The 24,934-nt window shown below is 38.0% G+C and carries 23 protein-coding genes; 14 read left to right on the plus strand and 9 right to left on the minus strand.

Going from position 1 to position 24,934, the window contains the following annotated elements:
- Positions 1-671 precede the first annotated feature (671 nt).
- The 8 genes from H4K35_RS01885 to dnaB all read left to right on the plus strand — a co-directional run bounded on the left by H4K35_RS01885 (position 672) and on the right by dnaB (position 9,704).
- Positions 672-1,457 (plus strand): lipopolysaccharide kinase InaA family protein, encoded by a 786-nt coding sequence (locus tag H4K35_RS01885; protein ID WP_182625685.1) that lies wholly within the window; start codon positions 672-674, stop codon positions 1,455-1,457.
- Between the two features lie 187 nt (positions 1,458-1,644).
- Positions 1,645-2,784, plus strand: coding sequence for an ABC transporter substrate-binding protein (locus H4K35_RS01890; RefSeq protein ID WP_182625686.1), 1,140 nt, complete (start codon positions 1,645-1,647; stop codon positions 2,782-2,784).
- Between the two features lie 2 nt (positions 2,785-2,786).
- Positions 2,787-3,797 carry an iron ABC transporter permease gene (locus tag H4K35_RS01895; RefSeq protein WP_182625687.1) on the plus strand — a complete coding sequence of 337 codons (1,011 nt, stop codon included), beginning with the start codon at positions 2,787-2,789 and terminating at the stop codon, positions 3,795-3,797.
- A gap of 74 nt (positions 3,798-3,871) precedes the next feature.
- Positions 3,872-5,002 (plus strand): tRNA guanosine(34) transglycosylase Tgt, encoded by a 1,131-nt coding sequence (tgt, locus tag H4K35_RS01900; RefSeq protein ID WP_182625688.1) that lies wholly within the window; start codon positions 3,872-3,874, stop codon positions 5,000-5,002.
- 37 nt (positions 5,003-5,039) lie between these two features.
- Positions 5,040-6,113: an LptF/LptG family permease gene (locus H4K35_RS01905; protein WP_182625689.1), complete on the plus strand. Its 1,074-nt coding sequence runs from the start codon at positions 5,040-5,042 to the stop codon at positions 6,111-6,113.
- The gene (locus H4K35_RS01910) at positions 6,100-6,993 is read left to right on the plus strand and encodes a DMT family transporter (protein WP_182625690.1); all 894 of its coding nucleotides are present in this window, start codon (positions 6,100-6,102) and stop codon (positions 6,991-6,993) included. Before H4K35_RS01905 ends, H4K35_RS01910 begins: the two co-directional genes overlap by 14 nt.
- A 63-nt stretch (positions 6,994-7,056) precedes the next feature.
- A complete protein-coding gene (locus H4K35_RS01915) occupies positions 7,057-8,010 on the plus strand; it encodes an acetyl-CoA carboxylase carboxyltransferase subunit alpha (protein ID WP_182625691.1) in 954 nt (317 codons plus the stop codon).
- A gap of 152 nt (positions 8,011-8,162) precedes the next feature.
- Positions 8,163-9,704 (plus strand): replicative DNA helicase, encoded by a 1,542-nt coding sequence (gene dnaB, locus H4K35_RS01920; protein ID WP_182625692.1) that lies wholly within the window; start codon positions 8,163-8,165, stop codon positions 9,702-9,704.
- A gap of 83 nt (positions 9,705-9,787) precedes the next feature.
- Here the strand turns inward: dnaB and H4K35_RS01925 are convergent, their stop codons facing one another.
- The 7 genes from H4K35_RS01925 to rsfS form a co-directional block, all read right to left on the minus strand.
- Positions 9,788-10,543, minus strand: a complete 756-nt coding sequence (locus H4K35_RS01925) for a superoxide dismutase (protein ID WP_182625693.1) — start codon at positions 10,541-10,543, stop codon at positions 9,788-9,790.
- Entirely contained in the window at positions 10,540-10,809 is a 270-nt protein-coding gene (locus H4K35_RS01930) for an acyl-CoA-binding protein (RefSeq protein WP_182625694.1), read from the minus strand. The genes H4K35_RS01925 and H4K35_RS01930 overlap by 4 nt, the downstream gene beginning before the upstream one ends.
- Positions 10,810-10,811: 2 nt before the next feature.
- Positions 10,812-11,462, minus strand: a complete 651-nt coding sequence (locus tag H4K35_RS01935; RefSeq protein WP_182625695.1) for a phosphatidylserine decarboxylase family protein — start codon at positions 11,460-11,462, stop codon at positions 10,812-10,814.
- 3 nt (positions 11,463-11,465) lie between these two features.
- Complete coding sequence (locus tag H4K35_RS01940) at positions 11,466-12,254, minus strand: phosphatidate cytidylyltransferase (protein ID WP_182625696.1); 789 nt, start codon at positions 12,252-12,254, stop codon at positions 11,466-11,468.
- A 3-nt stretch (positions 12,255-12,257) separates the two neighbouring features.
- A complete protein-coding gene (locus H4K35_RS01945; RefSeq protein ID WP_255492332.1) occupies positions 12,258-12,830 on the minus strand; it encodes a lactate utilization protein in 573 nt (190 codons plus the stop codon).
- A gap of 145 nt (positions 12,831-12,975) precedes the next feature.
- On the minus strand, positions 12,976-14,940 hold the full coding sequence (gene ftsH, locus H4K35_RS01950; protein ID WP_182625698.1) for an ATP-dependent zinc metalloprotease FtsH: 1,965 nt from the start codon (positions 14,938-14,940) through the stop codon (positions 12,976-12,978).
- 18 nt (positions 14,941-14,958) lie between these two features.
- Positions 14,959-15,330, minus strand: a complete 372-nt coding sequence (gene rsfS / locus H4K35_RS01955) for a ribosome silencing factor (RefSeq protein WP_182625699.1) — start codon at positions 15,328-15,330, stop codon at positions 14,959-14,961.
- Between the two features lie 102 nt (positions 15,331-15,432).
- On the opposite strand from rsfS, the gene H4K35_RS01960 reads away from it, so the two are divergent.
- Entirely contained in the window at positions 15,433-16,164 is a 732-nt protein-coding gene (locus H4K35_RS01960; RefSeq protein ID WP_182625700.1) for a biotin--[acetyl-CoA-carboxylase] ligase, read from the plus strand.
- Between the two features lie 41 nt (positions 16,165-16,205).
- Here H4K35_RS01960 and msrB read toward each other — a convergent pair whose 3' ends face one another.
- Positions 16,206-16,598: a peptide-methionine (R)-S-oxide reductase MsrB gene (msrB, locus tag H4K35_RS01965; RefSeq protein WP_182625701.1), complete on the minus strand. Its 393-nt coding sequence runs from the start codon at positions 16,596-16,598 to the stop codon at positions 16,206-16,208.
- A 12-nt stretch (positions 16,599-16,610) separates the two neighbouring features.
- Positions 16,611-17,489 (minus strand): alpha/beta hydrolase, encoded by an 879-nt coding sequence (locus tag H4K35_RS01970; protein WP_182625702.1) that lies wholly within the window; start codon positions 17,487-17,489, stop codon positions 16,611-16,613.
- Positions 17,490-17,752: 263 nt separating this feature from the next.
- Between H4K35_RS01970 and H4K35_RS01975 the strand changes: the two genes are divergently transcribed.
- The 5 genes from H4K35_RS01975 (at position 17,753) to porQ (ending at position 24,917) form a co-directional block, all read left to right on the plus strand.
- On the plus strand, positions 17,753-18,562 hold the full coding sequence (locus H4K35_RS01975) for a M48 family metalloprotease (protein WP_182625703.1): 810 nt from the start codon (positions 17,753-17,755) through the stop codon (positions 18,560-18,562).
- A 68-nt stretch (positions 18,563-18,630) separates the two neighbouring features.
- Positions 18,631-19,932: an MFS transporter gene (locus H4K35_RS01980; RefSeq protein WP_182625704.1), complete on the plus strand. Its 1,302-nt coding sequence runs from the start codon at positions 18,631-18,633 to the stop codon at positions 19,930-19,932.
- A 92-nt stretch (positions 19,933-20,024) separates the two neighbouring features.
- Positions 20,025-21,044: a hypothetical protein gene (locus tag H4K35_RS01985; RefSeq protein ID WP_182625705.1), complete on the plus strand. Its 1,020-nt coding sequence runs from the start codon at positions 20,025-20,027 to the stop codon at positions 21,042-21,044.
- 187 nt (positions 21,045-21,231) lie between these two features.
- Positions 21,232-23,700 (plus strand): endopeptidase La, encoded by a 2,469-nt coding sequence (gene lon / locus H4K35_RS01990; protein WP_182625706.1) that lies wholly within the window; start codon positions 21,232-21,234, stop codon positions 23,698-23,700.
- Between the two features lie 194 nt (positions 23,701-23,894).
- A complete protein-coding gene (porQ, locus tag H4K35_RS01995) occupies positions 23,895-24,917 on the plus strand; it encodes a type IX secretion system protein PorQ (RefSeq protein ID WP_182625707.1) in 1,023 nt (340 codons plus the stop codon).
- Positions 24,918-24,934: the final 17 nt, after the last annotated feature.

Here is a 24,934-nt window from a genome sequence, read left to right on the forward strand (position 1 = left end):
ACTATAAAATTTATGGGCAACCCCCTGAATTAACGCTGAAATACGAATAGTAAACCGCATTGTGGAATTAAAATCAAGGATCCCATGGTGTTTTTAACACGATTTTCTCTGGTTTTGCTCCTTATTTGATGCTTTATACTAACGAATAAATTCCTCCTATCGTATGTATAATGGTAAAAAAGGAGGAAATAGTTTCGATTGAAAAGGGGATATTGTAGTCCTAGACCTTTGTTAAAATGCAAAATGTGAAAGAGAAAAATTAGTTTGTAATTTTTAATATCACTTTTTACTTCGGAATGTTCAGAACTAAAGCTGTGTTTTTTGTATGGATTTTACCCTTTTGTCGCGAAAAATGATTGATAAGGTGACAAAGAAGACTAAATTGGTAAAAATGATAAAAACTAAAAAGAGCATACTGCAAGCTCGCTAAGACTAGAAAAGATGTAACTAAAGTTCAAAGAAGGTTTCTTTTTCAAATTATTGGTTGTTTTTACTAGGGAAAATCACAAGAATGTTCTTAATTCGATTGGACTCAATGAAAAGGAAATTATTCGTTTTTTGATTTTTTTAAACAATTCAAGTTGTTGTAAATGAGTTGTTTGTGTTTTTTGTGCTGAAAAATGGGTTTCCTGTGAAAGCAGTAACTTGGCAGTAACTAAAATAACAATAGTATGACTCAACTAAGGGTAAAAAAAGAAATACATCCCTTATATCAAAAGCAACAAGAAGAATTAACAAAACTTATCGAAAACTATGATGCATTAACTACTTATCTTTTTAAAGGCAATCGGAACACCATTAAACTGGCCACCTTATCAACAGGACAATGCGTAGCGATTAAAGCCTTTAAAATACCAAATGAATTTAACAAACGCGTGTATAAATTTTTTAGAAAACCAAAAGGGTTGCGATCATTTGAACATGCTGAAAAGTTAAAAGAACTTGGCGTAGCTAATCCACAAGCTGTCGCATACTTTGAGTACAGTACGGCCACAACGATTCGAAATACCTATTATATTTCTGAATTTGTGGATGCTGAACTGACGTACCGCGATCTACTTACGAAAAAGAATTATCCTGATCGAGAGGTGATTTTAGAAGATTTTGTTCGATTTTCTTATGGATTGCATGAAAAGGGAATTATGTTTTTGGACCATTCCCCCGGAAACACCTTGATCCAAAAACAAGAGGATGGAACCTATATATTTTATTTGGTCGATTTGAATCGAATGAAATTCAATCAAACGATGTCTTTTTCGCATCGAATGAAAAATTTAGCCCATTTAACCACCAATATCCATGATATTGAAAAAATGGCAGAGCATTACGCTCGACTAATCGGAAAAAATTCCAAAGAAGTGTTTATCCGTTTATGGCTTGAAACAATTAAGTTTCAATTTAGATTTTACAAAAAGAAAGACATTAAGTTTAAAATTAGACGGTTTTATTTTAATTAATTTTTATTTCAACTGAGGGCTTTCAAGAAGACTCAGAATATAAAACCCCAGTCCAAACTGCTGGGGTTTTTTCATGCCATATGCTAAAGGGGCACCCGTTCTAATAAAACGCAACCTTTTTTTAAGATAGGTCAGCTCACTTCAATCGAATAAATAAGTTTATTTTTGTAGACAAACAGTCGAATACATGAAGAAATTGGTTTTTTACTTGATGGGATGTACCTTGTTTGTATTTTGTAGCAGTTGCAAGCAACAACTAAAAGAAGAGGAGATACAACAGACAGAGCAATCGAATATTGACTATGCAAAAGGCTTTAACTTTACCAGCTATGACGATGTCTACGTGGTGAATATCACCCAACCTTGGGCTAATGCCAATACGCGTTTTACCTATGTTTTGAAAAGAGCAACCGCTCAGGTTCCTGATTCGCTTCAAAAGTATCCACAGATACAAATTCCAATTCAATCTCTTGTAGCCACTTCTACGACGCATATTCCTGCTTTGGATGTACTTAATCAAGTACCTTCTTTGGTTGGTTTTGCAGGCTTAGATTACGTTTCAACCCCTGCTGTTAGACAGCAAATTGACTTGGGGAAGGTTAGAGAAGTAGGGCAAAATGATGCGCTAAATGTTGAGGTTATTTTAGATGTACAACCCGATGTTTTGATGGCTTTCGCCATGAATAAAGAAGATAAAAGTCTGCAAACACTTGCCAATGCGGGTATTCCCATTTTGTACAATGGCGATTGGACCGAACAAAACCCCTTGGGCAAAGCGGAGTGGATTAAACTTTTCGGACTATTATATGACAAGGAAAAAGAAGCCTCTGCCTTTTTTGATCAGATTGTCATAGATTATACCGCTGCCCTTCAATTGGTGAAAGCGGTAACGAAGCAACCCACTGTGATGAGTGGAGTCATGTACGCAGATGTTTGGTATTTACCAGAAGGGAAAAGCTGGGCTGCTGTTTACTTTAGCGATGCACAAACCGATTATTTATGGAAGGATACTCAAGGAGTAGGGAGTTTAGCGTTGTCTTTCGAGCAAGTGCTAGAAAAAGCCCAACATGCAACGTATTGGATTAACCCAGGGCATTATGAATCCCTAGCTGAATTAGCTCAAGCAAATCCTCATTACAAAGAGTTTGAGGCTTTCAAAAACAAAAATGTCTATTCTTTCGCTCCGACAAAGGGGCCAACAGGGGGATCTTTATTTTATGAAATAGGCGGAATGCGACCTGATTGGGTTTTAAAAGATCTCATCCATCTGGTCCACCCTGAGGTATTACCCGAATATGAACCACACTTTTATAAACAATTGAAATAAGCATGAAACAAAAACTGGGCTGGGGGCTTGGAATTTTGTTGCTCCTATTTTTGTTTGCATTAAATCTCTCCTGGGGAAGTGTAAAGATTCCTCTAGCCTCGGTATGGGATATTCTCACAGGACATGAGGGAGTAAAATCCTCTTGGGAATATATTGTTTTACACTATCGTTTGCCAAAAGCTTTGGTCGCTATGCTTGTAGGCATCGCCCTTTCTGTGAGTGGATTGTTGATGCAAACTTTGTTCCGAAATCCCATGGCCGAATCATATGTGCTAGGTGTTAGTGCAGGAGCTGGACTCGGAGTGGCTCTCGTATTAATGGGAGGTGCACTCTTACCCGCTTTTATTTCGCCTTTGTTGACTTCGAACTACACTCTACTCCTCACAGCAGTTTTGGGTAGTCTCGTGCTGTTACTCCTTATATTAGCCGTTTCAAAACAGGTGAAAAATTCCATAACAGTACTCATCGTCGGGTTGATGTTCGGCAGTTTTGCCAATGCAGTGATTGCTATATTGAGTTTTTTTAGCGAAGCAGATCAGCTCAAAAAATATGTGGTTTGGATGTCAGGAAGTTTGGGGAATCTCACCCAAGAGATGATTTTGCTCTTCGGCCTGGTAGTGGGTTTGGGGGTTGGATTAGCCCTCTTGTTGATTCGACCATTAGATGCCTTGTTACTGGGAGATACTTACGCTGCTTCTTTGGGAATTAAGGTCAAGCAAACCCGTAATTTGATTATCATTACCGCAAGCTTGCTTGCAGGGGGGGCAACGGCTTTTGTAGGGCCAATTGCTTTTATAGGACTGGCTGTTCCTCATATGGCGCGTATGCTATGTAAAAAAAATACCCATCGCAGCCTATTGTTTGCGTGTATGTTACTGGGAAGTACCCTGATGTTGCTCTGCGACATACTTACCCAGGTCAATGCAAATGCCGTACTGCCTATTAACGCCATTACAGCAATTTTTGGAGCACCTATTGTACTTGTATTGGTATTCAAATACCGCATTATTTAGAAAAGAGAAAAAAAAATTAAAACTAAGGTTGATGACTAGTTTTAAATTATCTTTGCAAGCTGTAAATAGATAATATGAAGTTCGAATTATTACATACTGATGTACAGTCACGTGCGCGTGCTGGAAAAATTACTACGGATCACGGCGTAATTGAAACACCTATCTTTATGCCTGTTGGAACAGTTGCAACGGTAAAAGGTGTACACCAAAGTGAGTTGAAAGAGGAAATTAATCCCGATATTATTTTGGGAAATACCTATCATTTATACTTACGACCAAAAGTAGAAATTTTAAAGCAAGCAGGTGGTTTGCATAAATTTATGAATTGGGACCGCAATATTTTGACAGATAGTGGAGGGTTCCAAGTGTATTCTCTATCGGCAAATAGAAAAATTAAAGAAGAAGGAGTGAAATTCAAATCGCATATTGATGGATCTTATCACTTCTTTTCGCCAGAAAATGTAATGGAAATACAACGTGCGATTGGCGCTGATATCATCATGGCCTTTGATGAGTGTACGCCTTATCCATGTGATTACCGCTATGCGAAACGTTCCATGCACATGACACACCGTTGGTTAGACCGCTGTGTGACGCATTTTAATAATACACCTGAACTGTACGGATACTCCCAAGCGTTGTTTCCAATTGTTCAAGGAAGTACATATAAAGACTTACGTCAGCAATCTGCAGAGTATATTGCTAATGTTGGTGCCGAAGGAAACGCCATTGGTGGATTATCCGTTGGGGAACCAGCAGAAGAAATGTATGCGATGACTGATGTGGTAACTTCAATTTTACCAGAAGACAAACCCCGTTATTTGATGGGGGTAGGAACGCCAATCAATATTTTGGAAAATATTGCTCTTGGAGTAGATATGTTTGACTGTGTGATGCCAACACGTAACGCAAGAAACGGTATGTTGTTTACGGCCAACGGAATCATGAACATGAAAAATAAAAAATGGGAAAATGACTTCTCTCCAATTGATGAAATGGGGCATACTTGGGTAGATACGGCATACTCTAAAGCGTATTTACGCCACTTATTCGCCGCCAATGAATCTCTAGGGAAGCAAATTGCCTCCATTCACAACCTTGGTTTCTATATGTGGTTAGTACGTGAAGCACGTCAACAAATCTTGGCGGGAACTTTCGCCACGTGGAAAAATAAAATGGTAAAGCAACTGGGAGAAAGATTGTAATAATCAACGAACGTCTAATAGCAAAAGTAGTTTACAGATGAAAATTATAGATTGGTATATTTTAAAGCGATATTTAGCCACTTTTTTTGTGATGCTCTTGCTGTTTGTACCCATTGGTATTGTTATTGACGTCTCAGAAAAGATTAATAAAATCCTCGAAAATAAAGTGCCGTTGCAAGCAACAGTACTCTACTACTTGGACTTTACTGTTTATTTTGCCAATATGCTTTTCCCTATATTTCTGTTTATTTCCATTATTTGGTTTACCTCCAAATTGGCTAATAACACAGAAATTGTGGCTATCTTAAGTTCGGGAATCTCTTTTACTCGATTCTTGCGACCTTATTTAATTGGAGCAACTTTAATTTCCCTCCTGTCACTAGCGATGTCGATGTATATCGTTCCTCGGGCAAGTGCTGGATATAACGACTTTCGGTATAAATACTTAAAGAGAGATGAAGTACGCGAGAGTCAGAATGTATTCAAACAGATCAATGCAAACGAATTTATCTTTGTGAGCAATTTTAATTATAGTACCAATACGGGATATAATTTTACTATTGAAGAGTTTGACGGAAATTCCCTTGTTTCTAAAATTGAGGCCAAACGCATCGAGTGGAATGCAGAAACTAAAATGTATACGCTTTACGACTACTTTAAACGCGAAGTTGGCGAAGCCAATGATATTTTAGAATTTGCCGACCAAAAAGAATTGCAATTGGAATTTGATATTGATGATTTGAGTCCTGTGGTATATGCTGCAGAGACGATGACATTAGGTCAATTAAAGCGATTTATTGAGAAAGAGCGCATGCGTGGTTCATCGAACATCAATGTGCACTTGGTGGTGTTGTACAAGAAGTACAGCGTGCCCGTATCAGCCTTTATTTTGACAATTATCGCCGTATCCGTATCTTCCATGAAGCGAAGAGGGGGGATGGGAATTAACTTAGCCATTGGTATCGCCCTGGCTTTCATATATGTTTTCTTTGACAAAATATTTAGTGTACTAGCGGAAGCCTCTAGTATGTCACCTTTGGTGGCTGTGTGGATTCCCAATGTTACCTTTTCAATTTTAGCTATATTTTTATTACGAAATGCTCGGAGATAATTTTAAGAGTCATCTGTTGTTACACCTCATTGTTTTTATTTGGGGGTTTACAGCTATTTTGGGTAACTTAATTACCTTGGAAGCGTTGCCATTAGTCTGGTATCGCATCGTAATTGCCGTGATTACCTTGATGTTGTTGTTTGCTTTTAAGGGGCAGTCGATCAAAGAAAGCAAGGGCAAAATCGGCATATTTTTAGCCGCTGGAGTAGTGATTGCCATGCATTGGCTTACGTTCTTCTGGGCAATTAAAGTATCAAACGTTTCCGTTACACTGGCTTGTCTGTCAACGGGTGCTTTTTTTACTTCCATCTTGGAACCTATTTTCTATAAACGCAAGGTGATCGGATACGAAGTGTTCTTCGGATTTATCGTTGTATGCGCTTTAGCACTTATTTTTAGCGTGAGTACCGAATATGTGGAAGGAATCATTTTGGCCTTAATCGCCGCTTGCTTATCCGCCATATTCTCGATTATTAACGGTAAATTAGTACACAAGTCCTCTGCCTCTGTTATTACTTTTTATGAAATGGTAGGCGGGTTACTTATCTTATCCATCTATTTGTTTTTTAGTGGTGGATTTACAGCCTCATTTTTTGAGGTAACAACTTCAGACTGGCTCTGGTTGTTGGTGTTAGGAACTTTTTGTACTGCTTTTGCCTTTATTGGATCCGTCTATGTAATGAAAGATATCACGCCGTTTACTGTGATGTTAACCGTGAATTTAGAACCAGTTTACGGTATCCTTTTGGCGATTCTCTTATTTAAAGATAGTGAGAAAATGAGTGTCGAATTTTATGTCGGCGCTTTGTTAATATTGAGTACTGTCGTGTTAAACGCGATTGTTAAAAACAGGAAAAAGATAAAAGTTGCCAAAATATAGAGGTCTATATAGAGGAAAATTTTATCTTTGTCATTAGTAATTGAAACTAAAAATTATTCATAAATGGAATATTTAGATTTTGAGCTTCCTATTAAAGAACTTGAGGAGCAGTTAAAAAAATGTACGTTAATCGGTGAAGAATCTGATGTAGATGTATCGACAACTTGCTCACAAATCGAGAAAAAATTAGAAGAGACAAAGAAAGACATATATAAAAATTTGACCCCTTGGCAACGCGTACAATTGTCAAGACATCCAAACAGACCGTATACTGTTGATTATATTAAAGCGCTTTGTGGAGATACTTTTTTAGAACTATTTGGGGATAGAAATGTAAAAGATGACAAAGCAATGATCGGTGGATTAGGGAAAATCGGAGATCAAAGTTTTATGTTTGTGGGTCAGCAAAAAGGATTCAACACAAAGACTAGACAGTATAGAAACTTCGGGATGGCCAATCCAGAAGGATACAGAAAAGCTTTGCGTTTAATGCAAATGGCTGAGAAGTTTAATATTCCAATTGTTACGTTGATCGATACGCCAGGGGCATACCCAGGATTAGAAGCGGAAGAAAGAGGACAAGGAGAAGCTATTGCACGCAACATTTACGAAATGTTCCGTATCAAAGTGCCAATCATCTGTATTATTATTGGTGAAGGGGCTTCTGGTGGAGCGTTAGGTATTGGTGTAGGTGACCGTGTAACTATGTTAGAAAATACATGGTACTCTGTAATTTCACCAGAATCGTGTTCTTCAATTTTATGGAGAAGCTGGGAGTATAAAGAACAAGCCGCTGACGCATTGAAATTGACTTCCTATGACATGAAAAAGAATAAGCTCGTAGACGATATTATTGCTGAACCACTTGGTGGTGCACACTCAGATCGCGAAGCTACATTCGAATCTGTACGCAACTACATTGTAAAAACACATAAAGAGTTAGCTAAAACTCCTCTAGACAAATTACTGAACCAACGCATGGAAAAGTATTTTGAAATGGGAGAATACAAAAGTTAATTCAACTTGTTGAACTTATAAAAAAATCCGAGCCTAGGCTCGGATTTTTTATGCTTTAATAGTTCTGTATTCAATTATAAAATCTGTATTTTTATTAAATGTAAAGATTTAAATAGCAACAGTAGTTTAAAAAAAAGAAGTATTTTCGCACTATGGAAAAAGCAAAAGATATACGTACCTATCCCAGCGCTTTTTCTAAAGATGTTATCGCTTTAGAAAAAGGAAAAATACCACCTCAAGTTACTGATTTTGAGGAGGCTGTTTTAGGTGCAATGATGATTGATAAAAAGGGGATTGACGAAGTAATTGACATACTTCAGCCAGAAGCTTTTTATAAGGAAGGACACAAGTATATTTTTGAGGCTATTGATCAATTATTTGTCAGCAATCAACCCATTGACTTATTGACCGTATCGGCTCAATTGAGAAAAAATGCAAAGTTGGATATTGCTGGAGGCGATGCTTATTTAGTTAGCCTAACGCAAAAAATTAGCTCCTCAGCTCATATCGAATTTCACTCTCGTGTTATTCTTCAAAAGTTTATTCAACGCAGCTTAATTCGAATTTCGAATGAAATCATCGAAGACGCTTACGATGAAACGACGGATGTTTTTGACTTACTCGATAAAGCGGAAGCTAAGCTATACGAAGTGACGCAGGGGAACATTAAAAAGAGTTCTGAGACGGCTCAAAGTTTAGTGGCGCAGGCGAAAAAGCGAATTGAAGAGATTAGTACCAAAGAAGGATTGAGTGGATTGGCTACGGGTTTCCACAAACTAGATGAATTAACTTCTGGCTGGCAGCCCAGTGATTTAATTATTATTGCCGCTCGTCCCGGGATGGGAAAAACAGCCTTTGTACTTTCTATGGCGCGTAATATTGCCATTGCATCGGGGGCTGGTGTTGCCTTTTTCTCTTTAGAGATGTCTTCTGTTCAGTTGATTACCCGTTTGATTTCATCGGAAACCGGACTTTCATCTGAAAAACTCCGTACAGGTAAGTTGGAAAAACACGAATGGGAGCAATTAAACGTTAAGGTGAAAGACTTGGAGCGCGCACCTTTATTTATTGACGATACTCCTTCCTTGTCTATTTTCGATTTACGTGCAAAAGCAAGACGTCTTGCCTCTCAATACGGTATTAAACTAATTGTGATTGACTACTTGCAGCTAATGACCGCAGGGGGAAGCCAAAAAGGAGGAGGAAACCGCGAGCAAGAAATTTCTACTATTTCGCGAAACCTTAAAGCATTGGCAAAGGAACTAGATATTCCCGTTATTGCTTTATCACAGCTTTCGCGTGCCGTTGAGACCCGAGGTACGTCAAAACGTCCCTTGCTATCCGATTTAAGGGAGTCTGGTGCGATTGAACAAGATGCGGATATCGTATCGTTTATCTACCGTCCTGAGTACTATAAAATCGAAGAATGGGATGATGAATTCCGCTCACCAACAGCTGGTCAAGCCGAGTTTATTGTGGCTAAACACAGAAATGGTGGTCTAGATAATATTCGCTTGAAATTCTTGGGTATGTTTGGTAAGTTCGACAACTTAGATGAAGATGCTCGTATGGAAGGATTTGTTGGTAGTGATGGTGTGTTCTCTTCTGCAATTAATAACGGAGGAGGAGCAAATATGACCCAAAATTTACCACCAGCACGAGATGTGTTTAACGATGATGATGTTCCGTTCTAATGTATTTATGATAAACGGTAAACGAAACGTTTAGTGACTATAATAACAAAGGCGAAGGATGATTAAAACCTTCGCCTTTGTTATTATTTTAAATTAGCATTAGCAAATTCCCAATTGAGGTGAGGAAGCAATGCTTTGATGTATTTTTCTTTGTCATTTTTATAGGATGGCAAATAAGCATGTTCCCATAAATCAATTGCTAATAAAGGTTTGCCTAATCTCAAGGTAATGGGATTGGCATTGTTTTCTGTAGTGATCAAGGTTAGTGTATTGCGGTGATCAACCAATAGCCATAACCAACCAGAACCTTCAAATTCAACCGACATACGCAAGATTTCTGCTTTTAAATTGTTGTAGGACCCAAAATTCGAGTTAATCAAGGTAGATAAATTCGTATCGGGACTCGTGGTTGTATTTTTGTGTATAGATTGCCAAAAGAAATTGTGATTGTAATACGCTCCAGCTAGATTGCTTATTTCTGCTTGTGCGGGTGTTACTTTCGTTAGAATACCTACAAGGCTATCAGTGACAAAAGAACTGTTGTGAATCGCTGCATTCAAACGGTTGGCATAACTTAAATGAATTTCGCCATAGTGTAAAGCCAAATCCTCCGGTTTAAATAGATCTTCAATTTCCTCATAGGAAAAAGAAAGGGGAAGCATGTCAAATGGACCTTGTTTGGTTTTGACCTTTTCTTGCCCAAGCACCGATTTTTTCTCTACGATAAATGTCTCCCTTTTAGGAATCTCAACTTCTATGCGTTCGCTTTTCTTGCCACAAGATGTCGCTAAAACTACAGCAAAGAGTAAGGTAAGGTTTAACGACTTTATTGTTTTCATTGTTTGGCTAAGATTGTTTTGGCAAGTTTAATATATTCTGTTTTAGCTTGTGTTGTGGACAAATGACTCACTTGTGTCCACGCATTGAATTTGAATGCCTTTTTTAAATCATGCGACATATGCTCGAAGTCTTGGTGACTTAGTCCATTAGTCGCTTGTTTGTAATAGGCGTATATCCGCAGCATAACATCGGGAGCTAAATTTCTTGCTTCTTTAGAAATTCGCTCGTAGGCTTCTAAAAAGTCTTTGTCTAGTTGCTCGTTCATTCCTATTTTTTTGCAATTACCGTTTTGTTACCAATCGCTTTTTGGTTTAACACCACATCTACTTTTGTTCCAAGCGGTAAATATAAATCTACGCGAGATCCAAATTTTATAAAACCAGCATCTGTTCCTTGAATGGCTTGCATACCTGGCTTTGCGTAGTTTACAATACGCTTCGCTAGTGCACCAGCGATTTGACGGTACATCACTTCTCCAAACACCTTGTTTTCTATTACAACCGTTGTTCGTTCATTTTCTTCACTAGCTTTTGGATGCCATGCTACAAGGTATTTCCCTGCATGATATTGGCTGTATTTGATCAATCCGCTTAATCCATATCGCGTTACGTGTACGTTAATAGGAGACATGAAGATTGATACCATTAATCGCTTGTCTTTAAAGTATTCAGGCTCATAAACTTCTTCGATTACAACAACTTTTCCATCTACAGGAGCTACAATGACAGCGTCATTGGGAACAATGGTTCGGTCCGGATTTCTAAAGAATTGTAACACTAAGATTAGCAGTGCTAGAATAATAGATGACAACGTCATTCTTAACCAATCAATCGTTATGAAATAATCAAAAACTACAATAATGATTACAGCGACTACTAACGAGAAAAAAATAATTTTAGTTCCTTCTTTATGAAACATGGCTTATAAAATTTGAAAAATGATATACAAAAAGGGTGAGATAAACAAGATGCTGTCTAAGCGATCTAAAATACCTCCGTGTCCAGGCATGATATTGCCACTATCTTTTACACCAGCTTCTCTCTTGAAATGCGATTCAACTAGATCTCCAAGTGTACCAAATAATCCTACAAAAATAGCACTTGCAATCCAAATATCCACACTTAATGAAGTAAAAAACTGATATAATACCAGAGAGGCTAGAATGGCAAAGACAATTCCGCCTACTAATCCTTCTATAGTTTTTTTGGGTGAGATACGTTCAAAGAGCTTGTGCTTACCAAAACGTTTACCTACAATATAAGCAAAAGTATCGTTGGTCCACACAAGAATTAATATACCGATAACAATTTGCGGATCATACCCTGCTGCGGTATATGGCAGATGTAGAAAAGCGAGAAAACTTCCTATTATATACCCGAGAAAAATGATGATTTTTACGGGAAGACTGCGATTGGGTTTGCGCGTGGTAAATAATTCGGCTGTTATGGCTAGTAGAATTAAAAAAGTAAGAATCACTATGGTTTGCATTGGCAAGGCAAAAGCCGACTGAAAAATTGCCAATACGGCAACCAAGCTCAGGCCAACACAAAGGGATTTGGGTAAATCTATTAAACGAGCAAATTCATAAGCTGCTACGATCATAAAGAATCCAAAAAGTAGTTTAAACGTAAGTACATCGTATAAGGTTGCACTTAGTAATAGAACAATATAGACAATGCCGGATATCGTTCTTTTAAGGGTTTCTGACATAATTTAGAGATCTTCTAATAAAAGTAAATATAAGTTTTTAGGAGATCTGCCATAGCTTAAGAAATCTTGATTGGCAGAAGGTTTAAAGCAGTTAATCGCCGTGATGTTTGTAGGTAATGCGCTGCTGTATTTTCTTTTGATTTCGCGAAGTCCATCACTTTTTGTACGCGTAATCTGGCTAGTTGTTGCGATAATGATGATGTTGTCAGGAATTTCATGTGGTTTGTAATCCCTTAATTGTTTTTCGCAAAATAAGATTGCTCCATCGTCTGCAATTAAACTCTCACAAGACGATACAAAAAAGACCGGTTGTTTGGAATTGATGTAGTGAATGTTATTGTCTCTTAAAAGCGCATGGAATTGACTCTCATGGGTTAATGCCTCTTTTTCAAACCAATCATTCTCTAATAAAACATTGACAAAGGTTTCGTGTAGTTCTGCTTGTGTATCGCAGTATAAAAATTTACCGCCGTTATTCCTGAAATTTACTGTAAATAAATCATCAACAGGCATAACAGTCTCAGGAAGATATTGACTTCTTTGATTGTTAGCCTCTTCGTTACTTTGTTTTGACATAAATCCGCTAATTAACTTCTTTAGAAAGCTCATAGGTTAAGTGTCGAAATATGATGGTTTGTAATATCTTCAAAGATAAAAAAAATCTTAACTTAAATGAGTCTTTAAGTTAAGATTTTTATATAGATTCTTATCGATTGCTTGATTAAGCGATTGTTTCTTCTGTATCCGATTGAGGTTGAATTGTGTTTTCTACCGTTTCGGGCTGATCGAAAGGTCGTTTACCAAAGATATTTTCTAGATCTTGTTGGAAAATCACCTCTTTTTCGCAAAGTAAATCTGCTAATTGGATCAACTTGTCTTTGTGTTCAGTCAAAATGGCTTGTGCACGTTCGTATTGTCCTTCAATTAACTTCGAAATCTCTTCGTCAATCACCTTGGCAGTATCTTCAGAATAAGGTTTGCTAAAGTTGTATTCACTTTGACCAGATGAATCGTAATAGGTAATGTTTCCGAGTTTTTCGTTCAATCCGTAAATGGTCACCATAGCACGTGCTTGTTTAGCTACTTTTTCAAGGTCGCTTAACGCACCTGTAGAGATTTTGTCAAATACAATTTTCTCTGCTGCACGTCCTCCCATGGTCGCACACATTTCGTCTAGCATTTGTTCCGTGCGAACGATTTGTCTTTCTGCTGGTAAGTACCAAGCAGCACCTAAGCTTTGTCCACGTGGTACAATGGTTACTTTTACTAGTGGAGCCGCGTGTTCACACATCCAGCTTACGGTAGCGTGACCAGCTTCGTGTATCGCAATGGCGTATTTCTCTTCTACTGTAATGATTTTGTTTTTCTTTTCTAAACCACCAATAATTCGGTCAACAGCATCCAAGAAGTCTTGCATATCTACTTCTTTTTTGTCTTTACGCGCTGCAGTTAGAGCAGCCTCGTTACAAACGTTAGCAATATCTGCACCTGAGAATCCAGGTGTTTGTTTTGCTAAGAAGTCGATATCTAAGTTGTCAACGCGCTTAATGTTGCGCAAGTGTACGTTGAAGATTGCTTCTCTTTCTTTAACGTCTGGAAGATCAACATAAATTTGTCTGTCAAATCGTCCAGCACGTAAAAGTGCTTTATCTAGGATTTCCGCACGGTTTGTCGCTGCTAATACAATAACATTGGTATGCGAACCAAAACCGTCCATTTCCGTCAATAATTGGTTTAATGTGTTTTCTCTCTCGTCGTTTGACCCAGAGAAATTGCTTTTTCCACGTGCCCTACCCACAGCGTCAATCTCATCAATAAAGATAATGGCTGGTGATTTTTCTTTGGCTTGCTTAAACAAGTCGCGAACACGAGATGCCCCAACTCCTACGAACATTTCCACGAAATCAGAACCTGAAAGTGAAAAGAAAGGAACTTTAGCTTCTCCTGCTACTGCCTTAGCCAATAGTGTTTTTCCTGTTCCTGGAGGACCTACTAAAAGCGCTCCTTTTGGAATCTTACCTCCGATAGAGGTGTATTTTTCTGGGTTCTTTAAGAACTCTACGATTTCTACAATTTCTTCTTTAGCTCCTTCTAATCCAGCAACATCACTAAACGTTACCTTAATGTCATTCTTTTCATCGAAGAGTTTTGCTTTCGATTTTCCAATAGAGAAAATCTGTCCGCCACCGCCAGCACCACCGCCACCAGTCATTCTTTTCATCATGAATAACCAGAATCCAATGATAATGATGATCGGTAAGAAACTAATGAAAATGTCTCCCCAATTGCTCTCAGCTTCAGATTTATATTCCAGAAGTTTGCCTTCTCCAGCAGCCTCATCTAATTTCTTTTGGAAAATCTCAGAGTTACCGATTTCAGTTACAAACTGTGGTCCTGTACTTTCTTTTCCTAAGATTGACTTGCGTTGTAACTCTTCAAAATCTTTGCTTTGTAAAGCGTCTTTTGTCAAATATACCTTAGCAACAGAACGATTAAATTCTACTTTCTCCACTTTACCTTCTTTCAGGTAATCGAAAAATTTAGAAAGACTCAGTTGTTTGGAATCTCCAACACCACTTCCGTTCGATAAAAAGTTTATAACCAATACGATAACCACAATGCTCACGTATAAAATCCACGGGCTAAATTTGGGTTTGTTTTGGTTCGGTTTTATGTTTCCCGCCATGAAGAATAAATTTTAAGTTTAATATTGGCTGTTGATAGTCGTAATCTTTGCGTCTCCCCACAAACTTTCTAAGTTGTAGAATTCGCGAATTGATTTTTGGAATACGTGTACTACAACATTAATGTAGTCCATCAATATCCACTCAGCATTTATCTCGCCTTCAACATGCCAAGGTTTGTCGTGTAATTCTTTTGATACAATTTTTTGGACAGAACCCGCGATCGCATTGACCTGTGTATTAGAGTTCCCATCACATATAATGAAGTAATCACAAGGTGTGTTATCTATTTCTCGTAAATCTAAAATTGTTGTGTTTTCCCCCTTTACAGCTTCAATTCCTTTGATAATATTAGCAATCAATTCGTCGTTGTTGATAGTTTTGTTTGTCATTTATTGATTTTATCTAAATTTCTTCAAGTTAACAAAAATATGTTTCCTAATTTTGGGTTCAAATATAGTGAATCGCTTCTGATTAGACTACAATAATTTTATATGAATATTATCAAACTCGATGCCACTGCATCTACAAATACCTATTTAAAGAATTTGTTAACAACTTGTGATTTAGAAAATTTCACCACGGTTGTGACTGAAAATCAATTTGCAGGTAGGGGGCAGCGCGGGTCGGATTGGCTATCTGAAGCGGGTAGTAACCTGACCTTTAGTGTGTTGTTGAAAACAACTCCTGTGTCGATGCAAGGTATTTTTGATCTTAATGTTATGGTTGCTTTGGCTGTTATTCACGCTTTAAAAAAAATGTATAATCTGCCATTTTTTGTCAAATGGCCAAATGACATTTTGTCTTGTAATAAGAAAATTGGTGGCATATTGATCGAAAACATTCTCAAATCGCAGGGTAATGTATGTTCGATTGTTGGAATTGGAATCAACGGTAATCAACAACATTTTCCGAAAATGAGCAAAGCGAGTTCGCTAGGTATATTAACAGGAGGGGTGATCAACAAAGAAGAGCTGCTGCAGTCAATTCTGAGTGAATTGGCCACTGGATTTGCCGTGTTAGAAGCAGGTGATGTAGACGTTTTATGGGAAAAGTACAAAGCTTGTCTATTTCGAAAAGATGTAGTTTCTGTCTTTGAAATACCGGAAGGAAAGCGGTTTAACGGTATTATACGCGATGTTACCCGCCACGGTAAATTAGTGGTGGAAACTGAAGAGGAGGCTATGGTATCCTTTGCCCTAAAAGAAGTACAACTATTGTATTAGTTCAAAATAAGGAACCCCTTATTTTGAACCTAGGAATTCCTTTATTTTTGATGTTTAATTGAAATGGAGTTGATGCAATAACGGTGTCCCGTTGTATCTTGTGGACCATCGGGAAAAACATGGCCTAAATGTCCCTGACAATTCGAACAAACTACTTCTACGCGGACCATGCCATGAGATAAATCTTTAATATAAGTTACGCTACCCTCTATTGCTTGGTCAAACGAAGGCCAACCACAATGCGAATTGAATTTGGTGGTTGAATCAAACAAAACCTGACCGCAACCCGCACAGACATAGTGTCCTGCTTCATAAAAATCATTGTATTCGCCTGTAAAAGGGCGCTCTGTTCCTTTTTCTCTCAGAACGTAGAATTCTTCAGGGGTTAGTATTTCCTTCCATTCTTCTGCTGTGGTATGTTTGTCTTTTTTCATTTTTCTGTGGTATTAATGGGTTTCTTGTGTGAAATCGCGAATGCGTTCAATTACTTTTTTATCACCTAATACTTTGCGGTGTCCTAGTCCAGTTGTTACCATCAACTGACTGTTTGGCGCGTGTTTCTTAATTTGGTAAGCCGCTTTGATTGGAACATCTATATCGTCCTCATCGTGTATAATCAACAAGGGAATATGGATGGCTTCTGCTGCTTTGTGGACGCAGTAACTATCCATTGTGCGGTTAAATTGTTTTTCAAAGCGCTTTTTAATTATATCGGCAATTTGGGGTTTGAGTTGAATTTGCTTGACAAAATCTTCAATGACGTCTTCTACCACGTCTCCACTGCCAATAATGACTGCTTGTTTGGCTTGTAGCCCGTCGCGCAAGGCATTCATCGTTGTCATGCCCCCTAAAGAATGCCCGACAATGAGGTCAAATGCACCAAATTGTTTTTCGATTTCAAAGGCAGAAGCAATAAACTCCGTCAAATTTGTTTTCGTTTTTGGCGCAAAACCATGACCAGGTGCATCAAAACTGACAATGTCATAGCCTTGACGAATTAAAATATTGGCAATGGTAACCAATTGGGTGCCTCGTCCGTTCCAACCATGAATTAAAAGCGCTTTTTTATTGGCTTTTTTATTGATGCCGTATTCGTATACCACAATGTCTTTTTTGATTGCTGGTACAAACAACTTATTTTTCTTGCTCTTGGTCAGCATCTCTTTTTCCCTCTTTGGGGTTTTGAATTTAATCGGTGTAATAAAGAGATTCTGCGCAAATTTTGCCGCTAAAGATTGGGAAAAAAATTGTAAAAACTTCCCGGTCCATATGATTGATTTAGGTACTTCTAATGAGCGTTTTACCTTTTTAGAATTGTCTTGCATTAGTGAAAAGCATTTCAAACAAAAGTACAAAATATTAAAAAGATATTGTTTACTTCAGCACTCCCGTTTTTTTGTTGGCTGATTATCGGGTGTTTTTTACTTTTGTTTTTGCTTGGCTTTCTGTGTAAATTATAGTTTTTTCTTATGAAAACTTGATTACTAGATCAAAAAGAGGGAAGAAGTAAAAAATACATCCCTAAAAAAACAAAAAGTAAAACGCAGTGAAACCTAAGAGAATAATTTTAATTTTGAATAAAAAAAATATGAGAAAAATAGCACTATCCTTGGGGGTAATCCTTTTGTTAACTGGGTGTAAGACAAACCCGTTTAGTGGAAAAAGCACCATGGCATTTGTTTCGGATGCTTCGTTGTTTCCGTCGTCTTTTCAGCAGTATAACGATTTTTTGAAGGAACACAAAGTCATTAAAGGGACGGCAGATGCAAAGCGCATTGAGGATATTGGCAACAAAATTCGCATTGCCGCAGAAAAGTGGTTAACGGCTAATGGGTATCCGAAGTATTTAGATGATTACCGATGGGAGTACAATTTGGTCGATGATAAAGAGGTGAATGCATGGTGTATGCCAGGAGGTAAGATTGTATTTTTTACTGGAATTTTGCCAATTTGCAAAACGGATGCGGGTATTGCTACGGTAATGGGGCACGAGGTATCACACGCTTTGGCGAATCACGGGCAGCAACGCGTAAGTGCCGCTATGTTACAACAAGCGGCTGCCATGGGGTTGGATGTCGCTACTTCAGGGAGTAAAGAATCAACCAAACAAGCGTTAGGTATGGCTTTTGGTTTAGGAAGCCAGTACGGTGTAATGTTGCCTTTTAGCAGAAGCAATGAAAGTGAAGCGGATAAGATAGGGCTGACCTTAATGGCTATTGCAGGCTACAATCCCGAGGAAGCTGTTGCTTTTTGGAGTCGTATGGCGGCCAATAGCGGGGGAGGAGGAGGATCGTCCTTTACTAGTACGCACCCGTCAAATCAACAGCGCATTGACGATTTGAAAAAGCTGATCCCAGCTGCAAAAGCAGAAGCCGCTAAATTTGGCGTAACCTTTTAAAATAAATAAGAAAAAGCAATCGACACCGATTGCTTTTTTCTATTTTAGTGGATTATTTAGATTGTAGCATGAAAAATTTTGAAAAAGGGAATCCTAAGCTATTAAATGCTTGGGCCTTTTACGATTGGGCTAATTCAGTTTATGCCCTAGTTATATCTTCTTCTATCTTTCCTCTGTATTACGGAATGTTGTTTCGAGCAAGAGAAATTGATCGCTATTCCTTTTTTGGAATTGAAATGAATAGCGAAAGTATTATCAGCTATGTTACAGCTATTGGTTTTTTAATCATTGCCTTTATTTCCCCTTTATTGTCGGGAATCGCAGATTATCTCGGTACAAAAAAGTTTTTTATGAAGCTTTTTTGCGGTATTGGAGCTGTATCTTGTATGCTGCTGTATTTCTTTAGTTTAGATTATTTTGGTTTGAGCTTGTTTATCTATATGATGGGCTTAATTGGCTTTTGGGGCAGTTTAGTTTTTTATAATTCCTATTTGCCTGATATCGCTTTCGAAGAACAACAAGATCGCATTAGTGCCAAAGGATATGCCCTAGGGTATATTGGGAGTGTACTCTTGCTGATTCTAAATCTTGGCTTGGTGATGAATGCCGAAAAGTTGGGCTTTGAAGATGCAACACAAGCCATGCGCGCTTCCTTTATATTAGTAGGAGTTTGGTGGATTGCCTTTAGTCAAATTACCTTTCGCAAACTCCCAGACTTTAAAAACGACAAAAAACTGACTAGCGGTATTTTCTTCAAAGGTTTTAAAGAGTTGAAAAAAGTGTGGGGTATCCTTGGAGAACACACCGTTTTAAAACGCTATTTGGCTGCCTTTTTTGTTTATAGTATGGCCGTGCAAACCGTAATGATCATCGCCGCCTTTTTTGGTGAAAAAGAAATAGCATGGGCCGATGATCAACAACGCAGTATGGGGTTAATACTGAGTATTATGTTAATCCAATTAATCGCTATTGTTGGGGCTTTTGCTACTTCAAGCTTGTCTAAGCGCATAGGCAATATTTATACCCTATGTGTGCTAAATGTACTGTGGGTTTTTATCTGCATCTATGCTTATACGATTATCACGCCCAACGAGTTTTACATCGCAGCCGCTTTTGTCGGATTAGTAATGGGGGGAATACAATCGCTCTCTCGTTCTACCTATGCTAAGTTATTGCCCCAAACAACAGACACAACATCGTTTTTTAGTTTTTATGACGTAACAGAAAAAATAGGAATCGTCCTAGGGATGTTTGTCTACGGTTTAATTAGCGATATAACAGGGAAAATGCAAAATGCGATTTTATTCCTTATTTTATTTTTTATCGTTGGTTTTTTTCTGTTATTGCGTGTAAAAGAGAAGAAGAAGTAGAAAGGGCGGTTTATGTTAATTTTTTTTTGTTAAAAAAGTTTTAAAATATATTAAAATCTATATATTTGGAATTGTAATTAGAATGTAAAATCATGAAGAAATTTTATTCAATATTAATTGGTTTAAGTTTGTTGACAATCGGAGGAGGTTTGTTGTCATCTTGTAGTAGTTCAGATGATAACGATTTTTCTAGCGACCCTTCATATAAAGGACCTACTTATGTTTCCCTAACTTTGCCAGATACAACGCGTATTGAAACGGAAAAGTTTATAGCTACCTTAGATGCAAACGGAGAGTTTCGTTTACTAATGGATGATATTGAAGGGGGAAATCACATATTTGGATTTACTTTATTGCGATTCCAAGAAGGGAATTTTCCAACCAATTTAAACGTGATTGAATATATGTTGCGCACTGGAGAGGTTACCTATGACACTTTTAGTTCCTTAGATCCAAATGATCCTAGACGAAATAATGGAATGATTAAAATCTCTAAGATTGATAAAGAGTCCATGCTCGTAAGTGGAACATTTAGTAGTGCAATGGTGCCTTCACCGCTGAATCAAAGTGGAATGAGAACGTTTACCGTTTCAGGAGAGTTTAAAAATATACCATATAAAAGAATAGGTTTAATTAGCGAATACGGATTCGTATATGCGAGCTTGAATGGCAACGATATTAATGATTTAATGGTTGTCTCAGATGCCAAAGGAGATGTTGTTGACGGTAGAGTAGTTATCGCAGCTGAAAGTAAACCGATGCGCAAAAGAGCGATTAAGTTTAGCTTCCCAAAAGAAGCTGCTGTAGGTAACTATAAGTACGATCAAGTACAAGTAGAGTACATTTCTGAAAATGGAGTGAAGTACTTTTCGAATGCAGAAGATCAAAGCTTAGCCGAAAGTGTGTTGAAAATAGAACAAATAGGAACATTACCAGGTATCCCTAATCGCGCTACCTATAAGGGTAAATTTACATTTAAGTTAAAATCAAAAGACGGACGTGTGCTGACTTTAAATTTTGGCGACTTTAGCGCTGATATTTCGTTAAAAGAAGTGGTAACGCCAGGACCTGGCCCTGGACCAGGTGAAGGTGGAGGACCGATTGAATTGTAATCCAATAGCGATAAATAACTGACAGAAGACCTTGCATAAAGCAAGGTTTTTTTATGGCATAAAGATTGAACTACTAGTGTAGTATGAAACTAATATGTAGCTACTTTTGCTGATTACTAGAGACTTATGGTTTTTGTAGTCAATAGTGAAATTGGGGTTACTGACAAAATGACGTGATATTTATAATATGGCAAACCAAAAAATAATAACATTAGATAATTTGATGCTTGATGATTTCTTAGATGGTGATTCTGAATTCATTCCTTTGTTAAGTCAAGAAGACGAAGAGGAAATGAATAACGAAGAACTCCCAGTAGAATTGCCGATTTTGCCTTTGCGTAATATGGTTTTATTTCCTGGCGTTGTTATTCCAATTACAGCGGGAAGAGATAAGTCGATCAAATTGATTGAAGCAGCAAATAAAAAAGGCAAAAGCATTGGAGTTGTTGCTCAACTAAACGAAGATACAGAAGATCCTAGTATACAAGATATTCACCACCAAGGTACTGTGGCGCGTATCATTAAGGTGTTGAAACTACCTGATGGAAACGTTACCGTTATTCTACAAGGAAAAAAGCGCTTTGAAATTGTAGAACTTGTTAGTGAGAAACCTTACCTAACGGCAAGCGTAAAAGAATGTGATGAAATACGACCACAAGCGGATGATCAAGAATTCTTAGCTGTTGTAGATTCGATCAAAGAACTCGCTGTTGAAATCATAAGAGAAAATCCAAATATCCCTACAGAGGCTTCTTTTGCCGTGAAGAATATCGAGAGCAATTCGTTCTTGATCAACTTTGTGTCTTCCAACCTAAACTTAACGGTAGAAGACAAACAGCAATTGTTGCGCATCAATGATTTAAAAGCTCGTGCTTACGAAACCTTGCGTTTGATGAATGTGGAACTGCAAAAGTTACAGTTGAAAAACACGATTCAATCCAAGGTGCGTATTGACTTAGATCAGCAACAAAAGGAGTATTTCCTACATCAGCAAATGAAAACCATTCAAGAAGAATTGGGTGGATTTTCCAATGAAGAGGAATTTGAAGAAATGCGCAAAAAAGCCAAGGAGAAAAAATGGACCAAAGAGGTGCGTGAGCGTTTTGAAAAGGAATTGATGAAATGGCAACGCATGAATCCTCAGGTGGCTGAATTTGGTATTCAACGCAATTACTTAGAGCTTTTGTTAGAGCTACCTTGGCAAAAATATTCTGAAGATAAGTTTGATCTCAAGCGATCTCAAAAAATTCTAGATAAAGATCACTATGGCATTGAAGATGTTAAGAAAAGAGTAATTGAACACATGGCCGTTTTAAAACTGCGCAATGATTTAAAAGCTCCTATTTTGTGTTTATACGGACCTCCAGGTGTTGGAAAGACTTCTATTGGAAAGTCTATTGCCAAAGCGTTAGGTAGAGAATATGTACGCATTTCTTTAGGAGGATTGCGAGACGAAGCAGAAATTAGAGGACACCGTAAAACCTATATTGGCGCAATGCCAGGGCGTATCATCCAAAGTTTGAAAAAAGCAGGAACGTCAAACCCTGTATTCTTGCTCGATGAGATTGACAAATTGTCGGTAAGCAACAATGGAGATCCATCATCTGCTTTGTTAGAGGTGCTCGATCCAGAACAAAACAGCGACTTCTACGACAACTTCCTCGAAATGGGATACGACTTGTCTAAAGTGATGTTTATCGCTACCTCTAACAGCTTGTCTACGATTCAACCTGCCTTGAGAGACCGTATGGAAATCATTGAGATGACAGGTTATACGATTGAAGAAAAAGTGGAAATCGGAAGACAGTATTTGTTGCCTAAACAATTGGAAGAGCACGGTTTAACAGCAAAAGATTTGGTGATTGGCAAAAAGCAAATGGAGTTTATTGTCACTCATTATACGCGCGAGTCTGGCGTACGTGGATTGAATAAACAACTAGCGCATGTGGCTAGAGGCATTGCCAAAAGCATTGTAATGGAAGAAGAATTTAATCCTAAGGTAACTGAAGAAGATATCCAAAAAATACTAGGAACGCCTCGATTTGAAGCGGATAAATACGAAAATAACGACGTAGCTGGTGTGGTAACCGGTTTAGCTTGGACGAGTGTTGGAGGAGATATTTTATATATTGAATCCATTGTCTCTAAAGGCAAAGGGGGACTGAGTATTACGGGTAATTTAGGTACGGTAATGAAAGAATCAGCAACCATCGCCTTAGAGTACATCAAAGCACATGCAGATGAATGGGGAATTTCCTCCGATGTATTTGACCACTATAAAATCCATATTCACGTGCCAGAAGGGGCTACACCCAAAGATGGACCAAGTGCAGGTATTACCATGTTAACGTCTATGGTATCCTCCTTTACACAGCGCAAAGTAAAGAAAAACTTAGCTATGACAGGAGAAATTACCTTGAGAGGTAAAGTATTGCCAGTAGGGGGAATTAAAGAAAAGATTCTAGCGGCAAAACGCGCCAATATCAAAGAAATTATCTTGTGTAAAGACAATAGAAAAGATATTGAAGAGATTAAAGAGGACTATATCAAAGGATTGACTTTCCATTATGTGGATCGCATGGATGAAGTATTGAAAATTGCCTTACTAGATGAAAAGGTGAAGAAAGCAAAGAAATTCACCGTAGAAAAAGCATAAAACGAACGGTCATTTTCCTAAAATAAACAAAAGAGCAGTAGTATAATAAAATGTACTACTGCTTTTTTTTTGGGGTAAAATCGATACATCGTATGCAACTAAAAAAAAGACAAGCAGAAGTCCGCCGGCAATATATCCTTTTTTAGCATTGTTTTTGAAAATGTAATATATTAGCGACGTAATATCAATTGCTCATGAGGAATTCATTATTGTGGATGGGAGTCACCATACTCTGCTTGCTATCGCATAAAAACTATAGCCAAGTGGGGGCTGATTATACCTATCAGTTTTTGAATTTACCCTCTTCGCCTGTGCAGGCAGCACTTGGAGGAAAAAACTTTGCTTCTTCTAACAGCGTCAGTCAAGTATTTTGGAATCCTGCGAGTATAAATGAATCGATGGCTAACCAGGTAGATGCGAGTTTTAGTCGGGTGTATGGCGTGGCTAACTACGGTTCTTTGGGCTATACCAAAACCTTTCGATCCAAGCGAAATCTATTCGTAGGAGTGAATTTCATCAACTATGGGGATATGGAAGGCTATGATGAGTTTGGGACTTATACCGGAAACTTTCACGGTAATGAAGTTGCGCTCACTGCGGGTTCGTCCTATCAAATTGAGCAATCCGATTGGTATATAGGAGCAAATGTCAAATTCGTTTTTTCCTCGTTGGAATCCTATCAATCTATTGGGGCAGCAATTGACTTAGGGGTGCTGTATAAAGATGAAATTGGCAAGTGGGATTTTGCCTTCACCATTCGAAATATGGGGGCTCAGCTAAAAACCTATGCCGATTATCGAGAAAAATTGCCATTAGATGTCGCAATTTCTGTTTCGAAAGAATTAGAAAACGTACCTTTGCGCTGGCACATTACAATAGATAATTTACAACAATGGGATTTGTCCTTTTCAAACCCCAATAGGGGCACTACGTCTATAGACGAAGAATTCAAAGAAGAAAAGGTCAGTTTCTTTAATAATGCACTACGACATTTCATTGTTGGAGTAGAACTCTTTCCACAAAAGAAGTTTCAAGTCCGTTTGGGCTATAACTTCCGAAAAGGAGAGGAATTGCGCATTGTCGACAATCGACATTTCGCAGGGATAACTGCGGGCGTGGGTTTACAACTCAAACGCTTTAAATTCGACTATTCTTATGCACGCCAAACCTCGGCAGCAAACACAAGTATGTTTGGTGTTCGTTTTGATATGAATTAATTGTAAATTTTTCAAAT

Origin of the sequence: Myroides sp. NP-2 (assembly GCF_014145665.1) — a bacterium.
In the GTDB taxonomy this organism is placed as follows: Bacteria; Bacteroidota; Bacteroidia; order Flavobacteriales; family Flavobacteriaceae; genus Flavobacterium.